This is a genomic window from Pseudomonas sp. 91RF, from assembly GCF_003576265.1.
GTDB lineage: Bacteria > Pseudomonadota > Gammaproteobacteria > Pseudomonadales > Pseudomonadaceae > Aquipseudomonas > Aquipseudomonas kribbensis.
Genome location: NZ_QWFC01000058.1, coordinates 13320 through 33608 on the forward strand (window position 1 = coordinate 13320; position 20289 = coordinate 33608).

20 protein-coding genes are annotated in these 20289 nt (G+C 61.4%); 12 read left to right on the forward strand and 8 right to left on the reverse strand.

Translation table 11 applies throughout. The features are described 5' to 3' along the window. Positions 1-68 precede the first annotated feature (68 nt). The gene (locus tag DXT77_RS28920) at positions 69-1145 is read right to left on the reverse strand and encodes an endonuclease/exonuclease/phosphatase family protein (RefSeq protein WP_119430102.1); all 1077 of its coding nucleotides are present in this window, start codon (positions 1143-1145) and stop codon (positions 69-71) included. 73 nt (positions 1146-1218) lie between these two features. Then, on the reverse strand, positions 1219-1893 hold the full coding sequence (locus DXT77_RS28925; protein WP_119430103.1) for a YciC family protein: 675 nt from the start codon (positions 1891-1893) through the stop codon (positions 1219-1221). Positions 1894-2071: 178 nt separating this feature from the next. Here DXT77_RS28925 and DXT77_RS28930 point away from each other — a divergent pair, with 178 nt between their 5' ends. The 3 genes from DXT77_RS28930 (at position 2072) to DXT77_RS28940 (ending at position 4219) form a co-directional block, all read left to right on the forward strand. Continuing rightward, positions 2072-2827 (forward strand): DUF2076 domain-containing protein, encoded by a 756-nt coding sequence (locus DXT77_RS28930; RefSeq protein ID WP_119430104.1) that lies wholly within the window; start codon positions 2072-2074, stop codon positions 2825-2827. A gap of 266 nt (positions 2828-3093) precedes the next feature. Beyond that, a complete protein-coding gene (locus DXT77_RS28935; protein ID WP_007958730.1) occupies positions 3094-3573 on the forward strand; it encodes an NYN domain-containing protein in 480 nt (159 codons plus the stop codon). A gap of 40 nt (positions 3574-3613) precedes the next feature. Further along, positions 3614-4219 (forward strand): PolC-type DNA polymerase III, encoded by a 606-nt coding sequence (locus tag DXT77_RS28940; protein ID WP_119430105.1) that lies wholly within the window; start codon positions 3614-3616, stop codon positions 4217-4219. A gap of 39 nt (positions 4220-4258) precedes the next feature. On the opposite strand, the gene DXT77_RS28945 is transcribed toward DXT77_RS28940, so the two are convergent. Continuing rightward, positions 4259-4714 (reverse strand): Lrp/AsnC family transcriptional regulator, encoded by a 456-nt coding sequence (locus DXT77_RS28945; RefSeq protein ID WP_119430106.1) that lies wholly within the window; start codon positions 4712-4714, stop codon positions 4259-4261. A gap of 163 nt (positions 4715-4877) precedes the next feature. Between DXT77_RS28945 and yedA the strand changes: the two genes are divergently transcribed. Next, positions 4878-5816, forward strand: coding sequence for a drug/metabolite exporter YedA (yedA, locus tag DXT77_RS28950; RefSeq protein ID WP_119430107.1), 939 nt, complete (start codon positions 4878-4880; stop codon positions 5814-5816). A 53-nt stretch (positions 5817-5869) separates the two neighbouring features. Then, entirely contained in the window at positions 5870-7210 is a 1341-nt protein-coding gene (locus DXT77_RS28955) for a DEAD/DEAH box helicase (RefSeq protein ID WP_085712245.1), read from the forward strand. Positions 7211-7248: 38 nt separating this feature from the next. Here DXT77_RS28955 and DXT77_RS28960 read toward each other — a convergent pair whose 3' ends face one another. Next, positions 7249-8490 carry a TIGR03862 family flavoprotein gene (locus DXT77_RS28960; protein WP_119430183.1) on the reverse strand — a complete coding sequence of 414 codons (1242 nt, stop codon included), beginning with the start codon at positions 8488-8490 and terminating at the stop codon, positions 7249-7251. Between the two features lie 280 nt (positions 8491-8770). Then, complete coding sequence (locus DXT77_RS28965; RefSeq protein ID WP_085712243.1) at positions 8771-9691, reverse strand: histone deacetylase; 921 nt, start codon at positions 9689-9691, stop codon at positions 8771-8773. A gap of 83 nt (positions 9692-9774) precedes the next feature. On the opposite strand from DXT77_RS28965, the gene DXT77_RS28970 reads away from it, so the two are divergent. The 3 genes from DXT77_RS28970 (at position 9775) to DXT77_RS28980 (ending at position 11909) form a co-directional block, all read left to right on the forward strand. Next, complete coding sequence (locus DXT77_RS28970; RefSeq protein WP_119430108.1) at positions 9775-10344, forward strand: GNAT family N-acetyltransferase; 570 nt, start codon at positions 9775-9777, stop codon at positions 10342-10344. A gap of 105 nt (positions 10345-10449) precedes the next feature. After that, positions 10450-11319, forward strand: a complete 870-nt coding sequence (tesB, locus tag DXT77_RS28975) for an acyl-CoA thioesterase II (RefSeq protein ID WP_085712241.1) — start codon at positions 10450-10452, stop codon at positions 11317-11319. Continuing rightward, complete coding sequence (locus tag DXT77_RS28980; protein ID WP_119430109.1) at positions 11316-11909, forward strand: HAD family hydrolase; 594 nt, start codon at positions 11316-11318, stop codon at positions 11907-11909. The genes tesB and DXT77_RS28980 overlap by 4 nt, the downstream gene beginning before the upstream one ends. Before the next feature lie 29 nt (positions 11910-11938). On the opposite strand, the gene DXT77_RS28985 is transcribed toward DXT77_RS28980, so the two are convergent. Together DXT77_RS28985 and DXT77_RS28990 are read right to left on the reverse strand one after the other, a co-directional pair. Continuing rightward, positions 11939-12892, reverse strand: coding sequence for an alpha/beta hydrolase (locus DXT77_RS28985; protein WP_119430110.1), 954 nt, complete (start codon positions 12890-12892; stop codon positions 11939-11941). Beyond that, the gene (locus DXT77_RS28990) at positions 12893-13780 is read right to left on the reverse strand and encodes a neutral zinc metallopeptidase (protein ID WP_119430111.1); all 888 of its coding nucleotides are present in this window, start codon (positions 13778-13780) and stop codon (positions 12893-12895) included. A 270-nt stretch (positions 13781-14050) separates the two neighbouring features. Here DXT77_RS28990 and DXT77_RS28995 point away from each other — a divergent pair, with 270 nt between their 5' ends. After that, positions 14051-14827: an IclR family transcriptional regulator gene (locus tag DXT77_RS28995; RefSeq protein ID WP_114885682.1), complete on the forward strand. Its 777-nt coding sequence runs from the start codon at positions 14051-14053 to the stop codon at positions 14825-14827. 145 nt (positions 14828-14972) lie between these two features. Further along, the gene (locus DXT77_RS29000) at positions 14973-15851 is read left to right on the forward strand and encodes a DMT family transporter (protein WP_119430112.1); all 879 of its coding nucleotides are present in this window, start codon (positions 14973-14975) and stop codon (positions 15849-15851) included. A gap of 126 nt (positions 15852-15977) precedes the next feature. Here DXT77_RS29000 and DXT77_RS29005 read toward each other — a convergent pair whose 3' ends face one another. Then, positions 15978-17315 carry an MFS transporter gene (locus tag DXT77_RS29005; RefSeq protein ID WP_119430113.1) on the reverse strand — a complete coding sequence of 446 codons (1338 nt, stop codon included), beginning with the start codon at positions 17313-17315 and terminating at the stop codon, positions 15978-15980. A 272-nt stretch (positions 17316-17587) separates the two neighbouring features. Between DXT77_RS29005 and quiC the strand changes: the two genes are divergently transcribed. After that, a complete protein-coding gene (gene quiC, locus DXT77_RS29010; protein ID WP_119430114.1) occupies positions 17588-19489 on the forward strand; it encodes a 3-dehydroshikimate dehydratase QuiC in 1902 nt (633 codons plus the stop codon). Between the two features lie 102 nt (positions 19490-19591). Beyond that, the gene (locus DXT77_RS29015) at positions 19592-20269 is read left to right on the forward strand and encodes a TetR family transcriptional regulator (protein ID WP_114885674.1); all 678 of its coding nucleotides are present in this window, start codon (positions 19592-19594) and stop codon (positions 20267-20269) included. Positions 20270-20289: the final 20 nt, after the last annotated feature.

The following is a 20289-nucleotide window of genomic DNA, read 5'->3' on the forward strand; positions in this document are numbered from 1 at the left end:
TATCAGTCAGAAAGCCTTCGCCTGACACTCCCTCATCGCGAGCAGGCTCGCTCCCACAGGAACGGCAGTCAGTTGGGTGGCAGGAGGAACTTCGCAATCACCGGCAGATGATCGGAAATGCGCAACGTATCGTCCTGCCGCACCGTGGCTTCGACCCGTTTGATTTTCGGGCTGTAGAACAGGTAATCGACCGTGCGGTCCGGGCCGTTGAGGCCGGGGTCGTTGGGGTAGTGGGTCAGCCACTTGGCGCGGTCGATGCCGCTGGCTTCGTTGTTGGTCGGGATCATCGGGTACTTGTCCCACAACAGGTGCAGCGCGCTGTCCACGGAGTAGGGCGTGCGCTGTTCGACCGGCAGGCGCCGGTACTGGCCGAGCGGCAACAGGTTGAAGTCGCCCCCGATCAGCCACGGCGTGCCGTGGCTTTCGTGTTTGTCGAGCACCTTGGCCACCGCCGTCACCTGCGCATGCAAGGTTTCGTCCGGTTGCATGGCACGATCCAGATGGGTGTTGAACACCACCAGTTGCCCACCATCGCTGAACGGCAGGGTGGTGGTGAGCAGGGCGTTTTTCGGCTGGAACTGACGGCTGATGATATTCAGCGGTTGCACCGGCAATTGCAGGCGTTCGGCGTGTTCGATGCGGAAGCGGCTGAGGGTCGCGAGTTGCCGGCCAACGCTGCCGAAGATATGCGGATCAGGCACGAAATCGGCCTTCCAGTCGAAGGCATGGGCGTTGCACGGGTAGAGGTCGGTGAGGCGTTCCTGCAACAGCTTGAGCTGGTTCTGATAGTCGCTGGCCTTGGCGCCGTCATCCAGTTCCTGGATCAGCACCACATCGGGCTGCTCGTCGCGGATCACCCGGGCCACTTCGTCGAGGCTGAAGGCCATGTCTTCCGGGGTCGGGGCCTCATCGTCGCCGCGGGCCAGGTCGTTCCAGAACACGTAACGCTTGCCGGCCAGGTATTGCACGTTCCAGGTCATGACCTTCAGCGCCTGGCCGGGCACCAGCGTCGGCGGTTGTCCGGTGCAACTGACCGGCAGGGTTTCCCGGGCGTCGGGGCGCCAGGTCAGGCTGAAAATCATCACGCCGATCAGGGCGACGGCCAGCAGCACGCAGAGCAGGATGTAGCGCAGTAGACGGGTCATGGCTCGGCTTATAGCGATACGGAAGTGGTCCCGAGCATATACGAGACCCCCGCATCACCCAAGCGCAGAGCGGTCAGACTATTCCGTCACGTTTGTCGGGCAATTCGCTGATCAACATGAACAGGCGGAACAGCACCACGCTGGTGAACAGCTGCAGGAAGCTGTGGCCACTGTCGATCAATATGGCGATCAACGGATTCTGCGGATCGGGGTAGACCTGCAGGGTCAGACCCTTGAGCAGCCACAACGGCCCCATCACACAGAGGATGCACACCAGAATCCGCAGGAAATGCCCACGGCTCAGGCGCAGGCTTTCCTTCATCGCCTGTAACGGGCCGTAGCCGCGCAGCACCAGCAGGTATTCACCGAAGGCCAGGGTGACCATCAGCCACAGGCCTGGCAGGAAATACAGGGACAGACCGAGCAGAATCAACAACGTGTTCAATGCGGTGAGCACGGCGAAACGCGGCCACAGGCGCGCCGCCATCGCCAGCAAGTCGAGGGTTTGCGGGGATTCGCCACGGGTGCGGGCGTCGAGAAACAGGATCAGCGCGGCGGTGTACAGCGGATAGACCAGCAGGCCGACGATCACGCTGATGGCCGAATAACCGTCCGGGTCGCTTGTGTGATCCACCACCTGTTGCAACGCGGCTTCGAAGATCACCAGCGGCAGGCACAGCTGGACGATCTGCGCCAGATTGCGTTTAAAGAAATACAGCGAGTCACGCAGCACATCGAAGGCATTCATCAGTCGGTATCGCAGGTCAAAAACAGTGGCTCACTTTAACCGATGATGTGCTGCGGGGCGCAAACGTAAACGTTCGGTAAAGACCATTGAAACATTCTGTCGCTGCCTCCATTACGTAAGTGCGCCTCTTCCACTGTGGACGAGGGCAACGTTATCCCCGGCAATCTACGAGGTCGCCATGAACAGCGAAGAGCAAACCCTGATCGATGGACTGTTTTCCCGGCTGCAACAGGCCGAAACGGAGGCAGCCCCGCGTGACGCCCTGGCTGAAGCGCGGATCAAGGAACACCTGACGCGCCAGCCGGCCGCAGGCTATTTCATGACCCAGGCGATTCTGGTGCAGGAGGCCGCGATCAAGAGCCTCGACGAACAGAACAAACAACTGACTCAACAGGTTCAGCAACTGCAGGCCGAACTGCAATCGGCCAAGGCTCAAAGCGCCGCCCCGGCGTCGAGCGGCGGCTTCCTGTCGAGCATCTTCGGTGGCAGCAGCCCGCGCCCGGCCCCGACCCAGAGCGCCCCGGCGTCCACCGGCGGCTGGCGTGAACCGGCTCCGCAGCAGAACTTCGGTGCACCCGCGCCACAACAGAACTTCGGCGCACCACCTCCCGGTTATGGCCAGCAACCAGCAGCCCCGGCGGCCGGCAGCAGCTTCCTCGGCGGCGCACTGAAAACCGCCGCCGGTGTGGCGGGTGGCGTGATGCTGGCACAAGGCATCAGCAGCCTGTTCCACCAAAACCAGCAGCCGCAGGAAATCGTTGAAGTGATCAAGGAAGAGCCGGCCCAGGTCAACGATCAGGGCAACAACGGTTGGGGCGATGACCAGCGCATGGCCAACAACGATTCCTGGGGCAACAACCAGGGTGGCTTCAGCGACACCGACTACAGCGATGACAACTCATCGTTCTTCGATGACGACGATTCCTTCGTCTGATCCGTCTTCCAGGCCGTGACATTGACCTGTGGGAGCGAGCCTGCTCGCGATGGCGGTGCATCAATCGCCGCAGATGTTGTCTGGGCGAACGCTATCGCGAGCAGGCTCGCTCCCACATTGATAATGTCTTTCACCATTCGTCAGGCATAACCTGGCGCTACCGGCCGATTATTCGCGGAACCTTCCTTCGGGCTGGCATACTGAGCGCCTTTTTCGGGCCTGGTGCCTGATCCGGCTCATGCGCGTCAGCGCTCACAGGAACTCCGGTGAAAAAAATCGCAGTGTTCGCCGATGTGCAGAACCTCTACTACACCGTGCGTCAGGCCTATGGTTGCCACTTCAACTACGCGGCGCTGTGGGCGGATGTCAGCCAGCACGGGCAGATCGTCGAGGCCTACGCCTACGCCATCGACCGGGGCGACAGCAAACAGCAGCAGTTCCAGCAGATCCTGCGCAACCTCGGTTTCACCGTGAAACTCAAACCCTACATCCAGCGCAGCGACGGCTCGGCCAAGGGCGACTGGGACGTGGGCATCACCCTCGACATCATGGACGCCGCCGACCACGTCGACGAAATCGTCCTGGCCTCCGGTGATGGCGACTTCGACATGCTGCTCGAACGCATCATCAACAAACACGGCGTGCAAGCGGTGGCCTACGGCGTTCCCGGCCTGACCGCCAACTCGCTGATCCGCGCCGCCAGCCGTTACGTGCCGATCGAAGGTGCGTTGCTGTTGAAAAACTGAGCGTTGCTCAAGAATTGATTTGAACGGAGTTGAACCCGGTTTGGAACGCATTGCAGTCATCGACTTTGAAACCACCGGCATCTCGCCAAGCAGCAGCTGCCGGGCCACGGAAATCGCCGTGGTCATGCTGGAAAACGGCCGCATCGTCGAGCGTTACCAGAGCCTGATGAACGCCGGCGTCCGCGTCCCGGCCTTCATCGAACAACTCACAGGAATCAGCAACGCCATGCTGCGCACCGCGCCGTCGGCCGAGCAGGTGATGAACGAAGTCAACGAATTCGTCGGCTGCACGCCGCTGCTGGCGCACAACGCCGCCTTCGACCAGAAGTTCTGGGACTTCGAACTGGGCCGGATCAAACGCACCCGTTTGCAGAACTTCGCCTGCTCCCTACTGCTGGCCCGGCGCCTGATGCCGGCGGCGCCGAACCACAAGCTCGGCACGCTCACGACGTTCGCCCGGTTGCCGCATACCGGTCAGGCGCACAGGGCGATGGCGGATGCGGAGATGGCGGCGAATTTGTTGGTGCATCTGGCGGATGAGTTGCGGCAGAAGCACGGCGTGCGGGAGCTATCGCACGACTTGCTGTGCAAACTGCAGAAAGTCCCGGCCGCTAAAGTCGGCGAGCACTTGCAGCGCTATCGCTGATTCTCAGGCAAGCCCGCTCCCACAGGGATCACTATCGCCTCAGGGTTTGCCGTTGCCCTCGATATGCCCCAACGGCACCCGCTTCTCTATCGCACTCGACAACACGATCGACGTCTTGCTGAACCCGAATTTCGCCACCCGGTTGATCAGCTCTTCCAGCTCGGTCATCGAGCCCACCGCGGCCTTCATGATCACGCACGGATCGCCCGTCACTCGAAAGCACTCGGTCAGTTGCGGAATTTTCACCAGTTCGTCGTAGACCTTTTGACTGCCGTTCTGGTGGAGGCGCAATTCGATCACGCACTGGATCGGCAAGCCGATTTTCGACAGGTCGATGTTCGCCTGATACCCGGTGATGACTCCGGCCGCCTCAAGTTTGGCCACGCGCTCGGCGACGGCGGGGGCGGAGAGGTTCACTTTGCGGGCGAGGTCGGCGTAGGACGCGCGACCGTTTTCGAGCAGGGCGCTGAGCAGCATGCGGTCGTATTTGTCCAAGGTCGGACTCCTGAAAATGCCAGACTTTCGAAATCGCGGTTTTAGCCGTCGATCTCCGTGTTTTCAAAAGTGTACCGGCGCTATAAACAGGTTTTGTAACTTATTTTTAGCGGTTGGCCTTTCTAGAATAACCCATCCCCTGAGTCTGACTTTCGAGTTGCCCATGTCTGCCTTGCGCCGTTTTTCCCTGCCCTTGATCGCTGCGTTTTTTGCGCTGTACGTGATTTGGGGATCGACCTATCTGGTGATCCGCATCGGCGTCGAATACTGGCCGCCGCTGATGCTCGGCGGCGTGCGCTTCGTGATTGCCGGCAGCCTGATGTATGCGTTTCTGCGCTGGCGTGGGGCACCGGCGCCGACCTGGTCGCAGTGGAAAGCGGCGGGGATCATCGGGATTCTGTTGCTCAGTTTCGGCAACGGCGCGGTGACCCTGGCCGAGCACAGTGGCGTAGCCTCGGGTGTTGCGGCGCTGGCGGTGGCGACGGTGCCGTTGTTTACCTTGCTCTGCGGTTATTTCTGGGGCGCGCGCAACACCCGTCTGGAATGGGCCGGGGTGGCGATGGGGATTATCGGTATCGCGATGCTCAACATGGGCTCCAACCTGCAATCGAGTCCGCTGGGCGCGGCGTTGCTGATTTTCGCGGCGGCGAGCTGGGCGTTTGGCTCGGTGTGGAGCAAGCATCTGCCGTTGCCTCAGGGCGCGATGGCCAGTGCCGTGGAAATGCTGGTGGGCGGCGTGGTGCTGTTGATCGGCAGCGCGGCGAACGGTGAACACCTGCAAGCCATGCCGCCGCTGGAAGGCTGGCTGGCGCTGGCGTATCTGATCTTCTTCGGCTCGATCATCGCCTTCAATGCCTACATGTATCTGTTGAAAAACGTTCGCCCGGCGGCGGCCACCAGTTATGCCTATGTGAACCCGGCGGTGGCGGTGTTGCTGGGGATCGTGTTTGTCGGCGAAACCATCGGCATCGAGGAGGCGCTGGCGATGCTGGTGATTATTGGCGCGGTGGTGCTGATCGGTCTGCCGCAATGGCGGCGCCCGGCGCAGCCACCAGTGGTCAGCGAGCCGGCTGCCATAGCGACGGAGCAGCGTGCGAATTAGGGTAAACTGCGCGCCATCGCACACTTTGCTCTGATTTTTCCTACGGTACTCCCATGACTTTCGCCACCCTTGGCCTGATCGAACCCTTGCTGCGCTCCCTCGAGAAGCTCGGCTACCAGACCCCGACGCCGGTGCAGGCGCAGGCCATTCCGGCCGTGCTGGCCGGTCGTGACCTGATGGCTGCGGCCCAGACCGGCACCGGCAAGACCGCCGGTTTCGCCTTGCCGCTGCTGCAACTGCTGGCGATGGAAGGGCCGAAAGTCACCGCCAACTCGGTGCGCGCGCTGATTCTGGTGCCGACCCGCGAGCTGGCTGAACAAGTCCACGAAGCCGTGCGCCAGTATGCTGAAAACCTGCCGCTGCGCACTTACGCGGTGTACGGCGGCGTCAGCATCAATCCGCAGATGATGAAGCTGCGCGGCGGTGTCGATCTGCTGGTCGCCACGCCGGGCCGTCTGCTCGACCTGTTCCGTCAGAACGCGCTGAAGTTCAATCAGCTGCAAACTCTGGTGCTGGACGAAGCCGACCGCATGCTCGACCTGGGCTTTTCCGAGGAGCTGGCGAACATTTACCGCGCGTTGCCGAAGAAACGTCAGACGCTGCTGTTCTCCGCGACCTTCTCCGATGACATCCGCCTGCTGGCCGGGCAGATGCTCAACGATCCGCAGAGCATCGAAGTCAGCCCGCGCAACGTGGCGGCCAACACCGTCAAACAGTGGGTGGTGACGGTAGACAAGAAGCGCAAGCCGGAACTGTTCGTGCACCTGATGCGCAAGAACAAGTGGAAGCAGGTGCTGGTGTTCGCCAAGACCCGTAATGGTGTGGACGCGCTGGTCGAGAAGCTTCAAGGCCTGGGCGTGAACGCCGACGGCATCCACGGCGACAAGCCGCAAGCGACCCGTCAGCGCGCGCTGGACCGTTTCAAACTGAGCGAAGTGCAGATTCTGGTGGCCACCGACGTGGCGGCCCGTGGTCTGGATATCGAAGACCTGCCGCTGGTGGTCAACTTCGATCTGCCGATCGTGGCCGAGGATTACATTCACCGCATCGGCCGGACTGGCCGCGCCGGTTCGACCGGTGAAGCGATCTCGCTGGTGTGCGCTGATGAAGTGAACATGTTGTCGGCGATTGAAATGCTGACTCGCAGCACCTTGAAGCGTGAGGTTGAGCCGGATTTCGTACCGGAGCACCGCGTGCCGGATACCGATGCCAGTGGTCAGGTGATCAAGAAGCCGAAGAAACCTAAGAAGCCGAAGGTTTCCGGTGGCGGCGGTGGCAAGCGCAATCTGGGCAAGTGGGTGGACAGCGGGGATACCCCGGCGCCGGAGGTGGCGATCAAGCCTGTGCGCAAGGTGCCGGTGTTCAATACCGGGCCGCGTAAGCGTAAGCCTTAAGCGTCAGATCGGATCGTTCCCGCGCAATGCGGGAACGATCAGTTGCGCTGTTTCAACCAGTCCAGCATGCCAATTCCGGCCGCCCGGCCACTGGCAAAACACGCTGTCAGCAGATACCCCCCGGTCGGCGCTTCCCAATCCAGCATCTCCCCCGCACAGAACACCCCCGGCAACGCCTTGAGCATCAATCGCTCATCCATCGCCTCGAACGTCACACCGCCCGCACTGCTGATCGCTTCATCCAAAGGACGGGTTTTCACCAGCGTCAGCGGCAAGGCCTTGATTGCCCGGGCCAGCAATGCCGGATCGGCAAACGTTTCGGCGTCAGTGAGTTCTCGCAACAGCGCTGCTTTTACTCCATCAATCCCGACCTGACTGTGCAGATGTTTGGCCATCGAGCGCGAACCCCGTGGTTTGCTCAATGCCGCCTGCAATTTATCCACAGGCCGGCCAGGCAGGAGGTCGATGTGAACAGTCGCTGCACCGTGCACATTGATCGCTTCGCGAATCGGCGCCGACAGGGCGTAGATCAGACTGCCCTCGATGCCGGTCGCGGTAATCACGCATTCACCCAGACGCGGAACATCGTCGTTCAAACCGATGGCGATATTTTTCAGCGGCGTGCCGGCGAATTTGCTGACCATCAATTCGCTCCAGGCCTGCACCTCGAAGCCGCAATTGCTTGGCTGCAACGGCGCCAGTCCTACGCCGCGCTGCTCCAGCGCCAGCATCCACGCGCCGTCGGAGCCCAGTCGTGACCAACTGCCGCCGCCAAGGGCGAGCAGGGTGGCGTCGGGGCTCAGGGTTTTCTCGCCTTCCGGGCTGTCGATGCGCAACGCGCCGTTTTCATCCCAGCCGAGCCAGCGGTGGCGGGTGTGGATAACCACGCCGCTGTCGCGCAGGCGCTTGAGCCAGGCGCGCAGCAACGGCGCGGCTTTCATGTCGGTGGGGAATACCCGGCCGGAGCTGCCGATGAAGGTTTCGATGCCCAGCTCGTGAATCCAGCGGCACAGAGCATCGGCGTCGAACGCTCGCAGCAGCGGGGCGATATTCGGGGCGCGTTCGGCGTAGCGCGAGAGGAAGGCCGGCCAGGCTTCGGAGTGAGTGATGTTCATGCCGCCGACCCCGGCCAGCAGGAACTTGCGACCCACCGAGGGCATGCCGTCGTACAGATCGACGCGGACTCCGGCCTGGCTCAGCACTTCGGCGGCCATCAGGCCGGCGGGGCCACCGCCGATGATGGCGACGTGAGCGGGGAGGGCGGTGGAAGTCTGGGTCATGGCGTGCGCTGCGGTCTGGCGAAATATGGCGCGCATTCTAACAGTGGAGATCCATTGTGGGAGCGAGCCTGCTCGCGATGCGGCGGATCAGTCACTATCGATTCCGGATGAGAGGGCCTCATCGCGAGCAGGCTCGCTCCCACAGGGATTTGTGATGACCTGAAAGTCTGATCAAAAAACAACCAGCGTGCTGCAGGCCATGTTCAGCGTGGGCTGTAGTCCCTTTCGCTCAGGTTATCCACAGGCCGTTCCACAGCCATTGTGGGTAACGCAGCACAACTCAATGACAACCGGATGACTGCCAGACGCGCTGCGCACTGTGATGCAGGATGCCGTGGCGGCGGGCGAGGGCCTGGCGATCCTTGCTGTAGCCACCGCCGATCACGCCGACTACCGGAATATCGCGGCCCAGGCAGTGGCGCATGACGCTTTCGTCGCGGGCCGCAACGCCTTCGTCAGTCAGTTGCAGATAACCGAGGGCGTCGTCCTTGTGCACGTCGACGCCGGCGTCGTACAGCACCAGATCCGGCTGATACAGCGGCAGCAGGTAGTTGAGCGCATCGTCGACGACTTTCAGGTAATCGGCGTCGCCCATGCCGTTGGGCAGCGGAATGTCCCAGTCGCTTTCGGCCTTGCGTGCAGGAAAGTTCTTTTCGCAGTGCAGGGAAACGGTGATGGCTTCCGGGGTGTTGTGCAGAATCCGTGCAGTGCCGTCGCCCTGATGCACGTCGCAATCGAAGATCAGCACCCGGTTCACCCGGCCGCTTTGCAGCAGGTAGTGGCTGATGATCGCCAGGTCATTGAAGATGCAGAACCCGGCAGGGTAGTCGTAATGGGCGTGATGAGTGCCACCGGCCAAGTGGCAGGCCAGACCATGTTCCAGCGCTTTCTCCGCTGCCAGAATCGAACCGCCGACCGCCCGCACCGTGCGTCGTGCCAGCGCTTCGTTCCACGGCAGGCCCAGACGCCGCTGGTCTTCGCGGGACAGCTCGCCACTCATGTAGCGTTCGATGTAGTTGCGGTCATGGGCCAGGGCGAGGATGTCGGCAGGGCACAGTTCAGGGCGCAGCAGGTCTTCATCGCGGGTCAGGCCGCTGTCCACCAGGTGATCGCGCAGCAGGCGGAACTTGTCCATGGGAAAGCGGTGATCCGCCGGAAACTCGGGGCTGTAGTCTTCGTGGTAGATCAACGGCAATGGCATGGCGGACTATTCATAAAGGCTGTAGGAAAGAGTGCAAAGCCTACCAGCGATGTAGACTGGCGGCATGGAAACGGAGGGGCACGATGGAGCCGATACTGCAGCTGGAAAGCGCGCGACTGCTGATGCGTCAGTGGCAGGACGCGGATTTGCCGGCATTTGCGGCGATGTGCGCCGATCCGCAGGTGATGCGCTATTTTCCCGGGCTGTTGAGCCGGCTGGAAAGTGCCGCAATGATCGGCCGTGTGCGCGGCCATTTCGCCGAACACGGCTTTGGCCTGTGGGCGCTGGAGCGCAAGGACACCGGCGAATTCATCGGTTTTACCGGGCTCGGCGTGGTCGGTTTCGAGGCGCCGTTCACCCCGGCGGTGGAAATCGGCTGGCGTCTGGCGAAGGAACACTGGGGCCTGGGATATGCCAGCGAGGCGGCGTGGACCGCGCTGCGTTGCGGCTTTGACCGGTTGGCCCTGAAGGAGATCGTGTCCTTCACCGCGCAGAGCAATCTGCCGTCGGAAAAAGTCATGCAGGCCATCGGCATGCATCACGACCCGGCCCATGATTTCGATCACCCGAAACTGGCTGTCGATCACCCGTTGCGTCGACATCTGTTGTACCGAATCACCTGGGAGCAATGGCTGCAGACCCTGCATGGCTAAGCCGACACGGACGTTTACAATGGCGCGATCATGGCTCGCGCCAGAACCTGAATTGGCCGCCGCAGCCAAGACTGCGCGGCATAGCGTTGTGTGAGGAGAGTCTGAATGAGCCAAGTGTTGGAAGATCTGGTGGATCTGCTGACCCTCGAACCGATCGAGGAAAACCTGTTCCGTGGTCGCAGTCAGGATCTGGGCTTTCGCCAGTTGTTCGGCGGCCAGGTGCTTGGCCAGTCGCTGTCGGCGGCCAGTCAGACCGTTGAAGAAACACGTCATGTGCATTCGATGCACGGTTATTTCCTGCGCCCGGGCGATGCCAAGTTGCCGGTGGTCTACTCGGTTGACCGCGTGCGTGACGGCGGCAGCTTCAGCACCCGCCGCGTGACGGCGATCCAGAAAGGCCACCCGATTTTCACCTGCAGCGCTTCGTTCCAGTACGACGAAGAAGGCTTCGAACACCAGAGCCAGATGCCGCAAGTGGTCGGCCCGGAAAACCTGCCGTCGGAGCTGGAACTGACCCAGCAACGCGCACACCTGATCCCGGAACACATGCGCGAAAAGCTGTTGTGCCCGAAGCCGATCGAAGTGCGCCCGGTCACTGAAAAAGACCCGTACAACCCGCAACCGGCGGATCCGATCAAGTACGTGTGGTTCCGTGCCGACGGCGCGCTGGCCGACATCCCGGCGCTGCACAAATACCTGCTGGCCTACGCCTCGGACTTCGGTCTGCTGACCACATCGATGCTGCCTCACGGCAAATCGGTCTGGCAGAAAGACATGCAGGTCGCCAGCCTCGACCACGCGCTGTGGTTCCACAACGATCTGCGCGCCGATGACTGGTTGCTCTACGCCATGGACAGTCCATGGGCCGGCAATTCCCGCGGCTTCTCCCGTGGCAGCGTGTTCAACCGCGCCGGGCAACTGGTCGCGTCGGTGACTCAGGAAGGCCTTATCCGTCATCGCAAGGACTGGGCATGAGTCTGGCGGAGGTGCGGCACTGGGTGTTCGACATGGACGGCACCCTGACCGTCGCCGTGCACGACTTCGCGGCGATCCGCGTGGCGCTGGCGATCCCGCCGGAGGACGACATCCTCACCCACCTCGCGGCGTTGCCTGCCGAGGAAGCGGCGGTGAAACATGCGTGGCTGCTGGAGCATGAGCGCGATCTGGCGCTCGGTTCGACCCCGGCAGTCGGCGCGGTGGAGCTGGTGCGCGAGCTGCACGCGCGGGGTTATCGGCTCGGCATCCTGACCCGCAATGCGCGAGAGCTGGCCCATGTCACGCTGGAGGCCATCGGTCTGGCGGACTGCTTTGCGGTGGAGGATGTGCTGGGCCGCGATGAAGCGCCGCCGAAACCGCATCCGGGTGGCCTGCTGAAACTGGCGGATGCCTGGCAAGTGCCGGCGAGCGAGATGGTGATGGTCGGCGATTACCGCTTCGACCTCGATTGTGGCCGGGCCGCCGGGGCGCACACGGTGCTGGTGAATCTGCCGGATAATCCGTGGCCGGAGCTGACCGACTGGCATGCGAAGGATTGTGTGGAGTTGCGGCGAATGTTGTTCGCTTGAAAAAAAACGGGGGCTTTGGCCCCCGTTTTTTATTGGCCGAAGATTGCTTTCTGACCTTCCGGCGAGGTCAGCATGCCGTCGCCGTTGTGCCCGACGCCGGGTACCTCCACCAGCCGTTGATTCACCCCTTCCGGATGCCGGCGCAGCAGATAGCTGAAGAACATCTTCCCACGCATCAGGCGATAGGCGCCTTGCGCTTCGGCGGCGCAGCTCTTGTCCAGCGCCGGGTGCTGCGGGTCAGTGTCCTGCTGCCCCAGCAGATAAATCACCTCGCGTTTGACGTAACTGCCTTCAAGCTGCGCGGGCGTTTGCCCACCGGAGTAGATCGGCGGATCCACCAGACCGTACTTCCAGCGATTGAAACCCGGGCACTGCGCATGATCGAACGCCACCGGCCGTTGTTCATTGAAGTAGGCGTAGGACGACGGGTTGGCCACCACATACCGCAAGCGAATGCCTTCAGCCTTGAGCGCCGGTTGTTCGCGGGCGAGCAGGGCGTAGCGCTGCACCACCTGACCGCCGCCGGAGTGGCCGAAGATCACAATCTGCTTCACGTCCGGAAACTGCTTGCGGTCGCTCAGTCGGCCAATGATTTCGTCGAGGGCGGCATAGGAACTGAGCGCGTTCGGCCCTGTGGATAAACCGCCGCCCATCCATTCATTACCTTTCCAGCGCAAAACGCTGGCGGGCAACGAATAGAGGGCGACATCGCTTTCGTTGAGAAACTGTGGGGCGATCACCAGGGTGTTGGCGGTTTGCCCGGCCAGTTCGACGGCGCTCTCGCCACTCTTGCGATAGGTCTCGGCGTTGCGCAGCTTGCCATGAATGACGATCAGCACCCGCTCGATTTTCGCCGGCGCCGGGCCGATGCCCACCGCCATTTCGCCGGCCTGCAATTGCAGGCGTCCGGGACTGATCGCGTCGACGCCGGCCGCTTGCGCGGTGCCACCGATGAACAGTAAAGCCAACAGCCATTTATGCATTTACAGATTTTTCGCCGCAAAGGTATCGCACTGGCCGACCTGGCCCTGGGCGAATCCGGTTTTGAACCAGCGCACCCTTTGCGCCGACGTACCGTGGGTGAACGAGTCCGGCACCACGCGGCCCTGACCCTGTTGTTGCAGGCGATCATCACCGATGGCGTTCGCCGCGTTCAAGGCTTCTTCGATATCGCCCGGCTCCAGCCAGTTCAGGCGTTTCTGCGCGTGGTAGGCCCAGACGCCGGCCAGGCAGTCGGCCTGCAGTTCCTGACGCACCAGCAGACCGCCATCACCTTGCATCTGCCGACCTTGCTGGCGGGCGGCCTGAATTTTCGCCGAGACGCCGAGAAGCGTCTGCACATGGTGTCCGACTTCGTGAGCGATCACGTAGGCCTGGGCGAAGTCGCCGGCGGCCTTGAAGCGTTGGGCCATTTCCTGGAAGAACGCCATGTCCAGATAGACCTTCTGGTCTGCCGGGCAATAGAACGGGCCGGTGGCCGAGGTGGCCATGCCGCAGGCCGAATTGACCCGGTTGCTGAACAGCACCAGGGTCGGGTCCTTATATTGGCGGCCGGCCTGCTGGAAGATCGCGCCCCAGGTGTCTTCGGTGTCGCCGAGGATCGAGCGTACGAACTCGGCCTGTTCATCGTTGGCCGGCGGCGCCTGACGGGTTTGCGAAGAGGGTGCCGATTGTTCGGTCATCTGCCCGGTGAGCTGACCAAGGATCTGCAACGGGTCCTGCCCGGTGATCCAGCCAATGCCGACGATCAGCAGAATCGCGCCGAGGCTCAGGCCCTTGCCGCCACCGAAACGCATGCCGCCACCACCGCCCATGTCATCGCCACGGGCATCGACGACGTTGTCACTGCGTCGACCTTTTCTCCATAGCATGTGGGAATCCTCTGTCTGATCGTGGTGATGAGTGTTGCTGGTGTGTGAGTGTGGCGCCAGTCCGGTCGTCCGTCCATTCGTACACAGGCAAACAGGCCCGTGAGGTCGCGCCTGTTATTGACGAGCACAGGTGCCAGGAATTCAATTTGGCGGTGGATTTCTTTTGCCCTGCCTAGTCATCTTCGAATAGTTCTGTTCAACGATTGGTTCCAGATTTTTATATCTCGTTCATATATTTTAGAATCGGCAATATTTCACTGGGATCGCACCATGGCCGGCAGTCAGATCGAACGGGTTTTCAGCGTGCTCGAAAGTCTTACCCACGAGCCGCGCGGACTGCCGCTGCAAACCCTCGCGGAACAAATCGACATTCCGAAAAGTGCGACCCACCGCTTGCTCGCCGAATTGTCCCGGCTGGGTTATGTGCGGCAGAACCCGGAAACCCTGCGTTATCACTTGTCGACCAAATTGGTGGCGATGGGTTTTCGTTATTTGTCGAGCAGCGGTGCCGATATCGTGCAGCCGGTGCTTGATCGACTGGCGCAGGAAACCGGCGAACTGGTGCGGCTGGGCGTCACCGATGGCGAGCGCCAGACCTGGATTGCCAAGTCACAGGGCGCGCGCAGCGGTTTGCGTTACGACCCGGACATGGGCCGCGATGCGCCACTGTTCTATACGGCCTCTGGCCATGCGTGGCTGGCGAGCATGAGTGATGCCGAGGCCCTGTCGCTGGTTGAGCGTCAGGCTGCCGAAATACCGGCGGATATCGGGCCGAATGCACCACGAACCAACATTGAATTGCTCGAACATCTGCGGGTGGCGCGGGAACAGGGTTACGCCTGTGTCGAAGAGAGTTCTGCGCTAGGTACATCGGCCATTGCTGCCGTGGTGCGGCATCCGGCCGATGGCCGGGTTATCGGCGTGTTGAGCATTGCCGGGCCGAGTGCGCGGCTGCCGGGGGCGAGGTTGCATGAGCTGGCGCCGCTGTTGTTGAAGTTTACCGAGGAATTGTCGGCGGCAAGCCTGGCTTCGGAGTTGTTCGTCTAGCCGCGAAACGGCAGGCGTGATCGGGTTGTCTGTAAAGCCGTGCGTTGATCGCACAGTATTCTGCTTCAAGGGTGTGAGAATTTGGAACCGGGTTCTAAATTATCGCTGGAGGCTCTTTCCTCATTTTGAATTCCAGAGATCACCAATGACCGTCAGCACACCGCTTTCCGGCGTCAACCAACCCTTCAAGGGGATCTTGCTGATTGTCGTGGCGACGTTCCTGTTCTCCAGCCACGATGCGCTGTCAAAATACCTTTCGGGTTTTTATCCGATTGTCATGGTGGTGTGGGCGCGGTATCTGGTGCACACGCTGTTGATGGCGGGGATTTTCCTGCCGCAGTCCGGGTTGCGCGTGCTGCGCACCAAGCGCCCGTTGTGGCAGTTGGCGCGGGCGTTGTGCCTGCTGGGCACCAGCCTGTTTTTCACCACGGCGCTTTTGTACATCCCGCTGGCCGAAGCCACGTCGGTCAACTTTCTTGCGCCGGTGCTGGTGACGGCGCTGTCGGTGCCGTTGCTCAAGGAACGGGTGACGGGAGGGCAGTGGATCGCGGTGATCTGCGGCTTCATCGGCGTGCTGATCATCGTCCATCCCGGTGGCGAATTGTTTACCCCGGCGATTCTGTTGCCGTTCTGCTCGGCGCTGTTTTTCTGCTTCTATCAGTTGTTGACCCGCAAGCTCAGCGAGGTGGACAGCCCGACCACCAGCAACTTTTTCGCCGGGTTGTGCAACACGCTGGTGATGAGTGCGCTAGTGCCGTTCTTCTGGCAGGTGCCGAGTCTTGGCCACGCTTTCTTGATGCTGGCGCTGGGCACATGCGGGATGACCGCGCACCTGTTTCTGACCCAGGCATTCCGGCATGCCGCGCCGGCATTGCTGGCGCCGTTCGGCTATTGCCAGATCGTGTTTGCGGGGCTGTTGGGGTGGTTGCTGTTCGCGCACACGCCGACCCTGATGACGGTGATCGGAATCGCGGTGATCTGTTGCAGCGGGCTGGCGGCAGCGTGGCAGCAGAGCCGTAGATGAGGGACAGGTAAAAAATACTGTGGGAGCGAGCCTGCTCGCGATGGCGGTGTTTCAGTCGACATCAATGTTGGATGTCAGTGCGCTATCGCCAGCAGGCTGGCTCCCACGGTGGGTCTTGCAGAGAGATTACTCAGTGACGGTAGGAATCTTGTGCGGGGCCATGAAGTACATCCAGGTCAGCGCAATGAAGTACATCGCCGGGATCAGGGTGAACAGCACGGTGTAGTTGTTGTTGGTGACGGTGAGGATGTGGCCGACGATCTGGGTCATGAACATCCCGCCGATCGCCGCGCACATGCCGCCGAAACCGAACACCGTACTCATCATGTGCTTGGGCGTGTAGTCCATCACCAGGCTCCAGATGTTGGCGGTCCAGGCCTGGTGCGCGCCGATGGCGAGGGAGATGGCGGCCACTGCGATCCACAGGTTGGCGGAACCGGCGGCCATGACCACGCCGATGATGCAGCAGGCGAACAGGAACATTGACAGCAGCCGCGCCTTGATCGAGTTCATGCCGCGACCGATCAGGAACGAAGACAGAATCCCGCCGCCCACGCTGCCGAAGTCGGCGGTGACGTAGATGATGATCAGCGGAATGCCCATCTGGGTGACGTTGATGCCCAGGTTGTATTGTTGATTGAGAAACGGCGGCAGCCAGTACAGGTAGAACCAGAACACCGGCGCGGTCAGCGAGTAGGCGAGGGCGAAGGCCCAGGTGCCGCGCATGCGCAGGATTCGCGAGAACGGCACGCGGGCCTGTTCCGGTTCGACTTCTTTCTGGATGTAGTCCAGCTCCGACTGTTTCACGCTCGGGTGATCTTCCGGGTTGAAGTACTTCAGGCCCCAGAACAGCAACCAGATCCCACCCAGTGCCGACATGCACAGGAACGCAGCCTGCCAGCCCCACACATGCAGAATTAACGGCAGCAGCATCGGGGTGAACATCGCACCGACGTTGGTGCCGGCGTTGAAGATGCCAGTGGCGACAGCACGTTCGCCGGCCGGGAACCACAGGCGCGTGGTTTTCACACAGGCCGGATAGTTGGCCGCTTCGGTCAGGCCGAGGATGAACCGGCAGACCATGAAGCCCACCGCCGAGGTCGCCAGACCATGGGCGCCGGTGGCCAGGCTCCAGAGCAGCACCGCGCAGAAGAACACGCGTTTCACGCCCACCCGGTCGATCAGCCGTCCTTGCAGCACGAAGCCGATGGCGTAGCCGACCTGAAACCAGAAGTTGATGTTGGCGTAGTCCATCGCCGTCCAGCTCATTTCCTTGGCGAGGATCGGCTGCATGACGCCGAGGGCGGCGCGGTCGATGTAGTTCAGGGTGGTGGCGAAAAACACCAGCGCCAGCATGCCCCAACGGGTCTTGCCGACGGCCATGGCGCCGCGGATCTTGTCGCCGATGCCACCCGTGGCAGTGCTCATGGCCGGGGCCATGCGGGAAGTCTGTGAAGGAATCATGTGTTCCACCCGTTTTTGGATTTGTTATTTGGTGTGCTTTCTTGTGCACGCTGCGACCGGTGGTTCAGATCCGGACTCAAGGTGAAAGGGATGTTGGGCAGTGGGCGAAAAATCGTCAATTCGCCAAACCGGCATTGTGTTCGATAATCGCACGCAAAACTAACCGGGTAGTACAGTTTAAATTGCTCAATGAAAAACCGGGACCAATAATTCGCTCACCTTATAAAAGCGGCGCAATCCCCGTAGCCGACATCTCCACCGGGAGTTGAAACATGCAGCGATCCATTGCCACCGTTTCCTTGAGCGGAACCCTGCCGGAAAAACTCGAAGCCATTGCCGCCGCCGGATTCGACGGGGTGGAGATTTTCGAGAACGACCTTCTGTATTACGACGGCAGTCCCCGGGAAATCAGGCAGATGTGTGCCGACCTCGGAATTGCCATCACCCTGTTCCAGCCGTTCCGCGATTTTGAAGGCTGCCGCCGCGACCGCCTGGACCGCAACCTGGAGCGGGCCGAACGCAAGTTTGATCTGATGCAGGAACTGGGCACCGACCTGGTGCTGGTCTGCAGCAATGCTTCTCCCGACAGCGTTGGTGATCAGCAAATTCTGATCGACGACCTGCGTCTGCTGGCCGAGCACGCCGGTGCCCGAGGCTTGCGCATCGGTTATGAAGCGCTGGCCTGGGGCCGTCACGTCAATACTTATCAACAGGTCTGGGACATCGTGCGCCAGGCCGATCACCCAAGCCTCGGCGTGTTGCTCGACAGCTTTCACACCCTGTCGCTCAAGGGCGATCCACGGGCGATTGCCGAGATTCCCGGCGACAAGATCTTCTTTGTACAGATGGCCGACGCGCCGATCCTGGCCATGGATGTGCTGGAGTGGAGCCGGCATTTCCGCTGCTTCCCGGGGCAGGGCGAATTCGATCTGCCGGGCTTTCTCGCGCCAATCATCCAGAGCGGCTACACCGGGCCGCTGTCGCTGGAAATCTTCAACGACGGCTTCCGTGCCGCGCCGCCTCGGGCCAATGCGGCCGACGGTTTGCGTTCGCTGCTGTATCTGGAGGAGAAAACCCGCCAGCGTCTGGAGCAGGAAATCCGCTCTGTGGATAACCGCGAAATTCTCTTCGAGACGCCGAAGGCCAGCGAATACAACGGCATCGAGTTTCTTGAGTTTGCCGTCGACGAAGCCCTCGGTGCCAAGCTGTCGAACTGGCTGGAGCGGCTGGGGTTCGTCAAGGCCGGGCAGCATCGCTCCAAGAGCGTCAGCCTGCTGCGGCAGGGCGATATCAACCTGATCCTCAACTCCGAGCCTTATTCGTTCGGCCACAGCTTTTTCGAGGCCCACGGCCCGTCGCTGTGCGCCACTGCCGTGCGGGTCAAGGACAGCGCCAGTGCGCTGGCCCGCGCCGTCGCCTATAAAGGTCAGCCGTATCGCGGACTGGTCGGCCCCAATGAGCTGGAGCTGGCAGCGGTGCGGGCGCCGGATGGCAGCCTGATTTATCTGGTGGATGAAGAGGCGGATGTCTACGGCACCGACTTCAATCTGCTGCCAGGCGCGCTGACAAGTGGCGGCCTCAAGCGCATCGATCACATGGCCATGGCGTTGCCGGCGGACAGCCTCGACAGTTGGGTGCTGTTCTACAAGAGCCTGCTGGACTTCGAGGCCGACGACGAAGTGGTGCTGCCGGATCCGTATGGTCTGGTGAAGAGTCGCGCGCTGCGCAGTCGCGACAGTTCGATCCGTCTACCGCTGAACATTTCCGAGAACCGCAACACCGCGATCTCACACGCGCTGTCGAGTTATCGCGGCTCCGGGGTGCATCACATCGCCTTCGATTGCGACGACATCTTTGCTCAGGTCAGTCGTGCGAAAGAAGCGGGCGTGCCGCTGCTGGATATTCCGCTCAACTATTACGATGACCTCGCGGCGCGTTTTGATTTCGATGACGAGTTTCTCAGTGAGCTGGCCTACTACAACGTGCTCTACGACCGCGATGCCCAGGGCGGCGAGTTGTTCCACGTTTACACCGAGCCGTTCGAAGGGCGGTTCTTCTTCGAGATCATTCAGCGCAAGAATGGTTATGCGGGCTACGGCGCGGCCAACGTCGCGGTACGACTGGCGGCGATGGCCAAAGCACGCAGTGGCGCTGTTCGCCAGGCGAAGTTGTAGGAAATTCGTAAACGCGGGATTAAACACGGGCCGCGCGGCTTCCTTCACTGTGCCGCGCGGCCCATAATCGCCAGCCTGTGCAGTGATGGCCGTGAGCCCGCAATGACAATGACTTCAGAACTTTCCGCAGCCCCCGTTTCTTCAGCGGTAGAGCCGCGCAAGAGTCGCAAGAACAACCCGGAAAAAACCCGCGAGAACATCCTGCAGGAAGCGATCGTCGAGTTCGTCCAGCAGGGCCTGTCCGGCGCCCGCGTCGATGCGATCGCCGAGCGTATCCACACCTCCAAGCGCATGATCTATTACTACTTCGGCAGCAAGGAGCAGTTGTACGTCGAGGTGCTGGAGAAGCTCTACGGCGATATCCGCAGCACCGAAAACCGTCTGCACCTGGCCGAGTTGCCACCGGTAGAGGCGATCCGCCGTCTGGTGGAGTTCACCTTTGATCACCATGACCGCAACGTCGATTTCGTGCGCATCGTCTGCATCGAAAACATCCACAACGCCGAGTACGTGAAGCGTTCGGATGCGATCAAGGCAATGAACAATACGATTCTTGATTCGCTGGGCGAGATCCTGGCGCGCGGTGCCGCTGAAGGCCTGTTCCGGGCCGGGCTCGATGCGCTGGATGTGCATCTGCTGATCAGTTCGTTCTGCTTCTATCGCGTGTCGAACCGCCACACCTTTGGTGAGATCTTTCAGATCGACCTGCCGGACGAAACCATCAAACAGCGTCATCGCGAGATGATTTGCGAGTCGGTGCTGCGTTACCTGCAGGCCTGACCGGTATCGAGGGGGCGTTG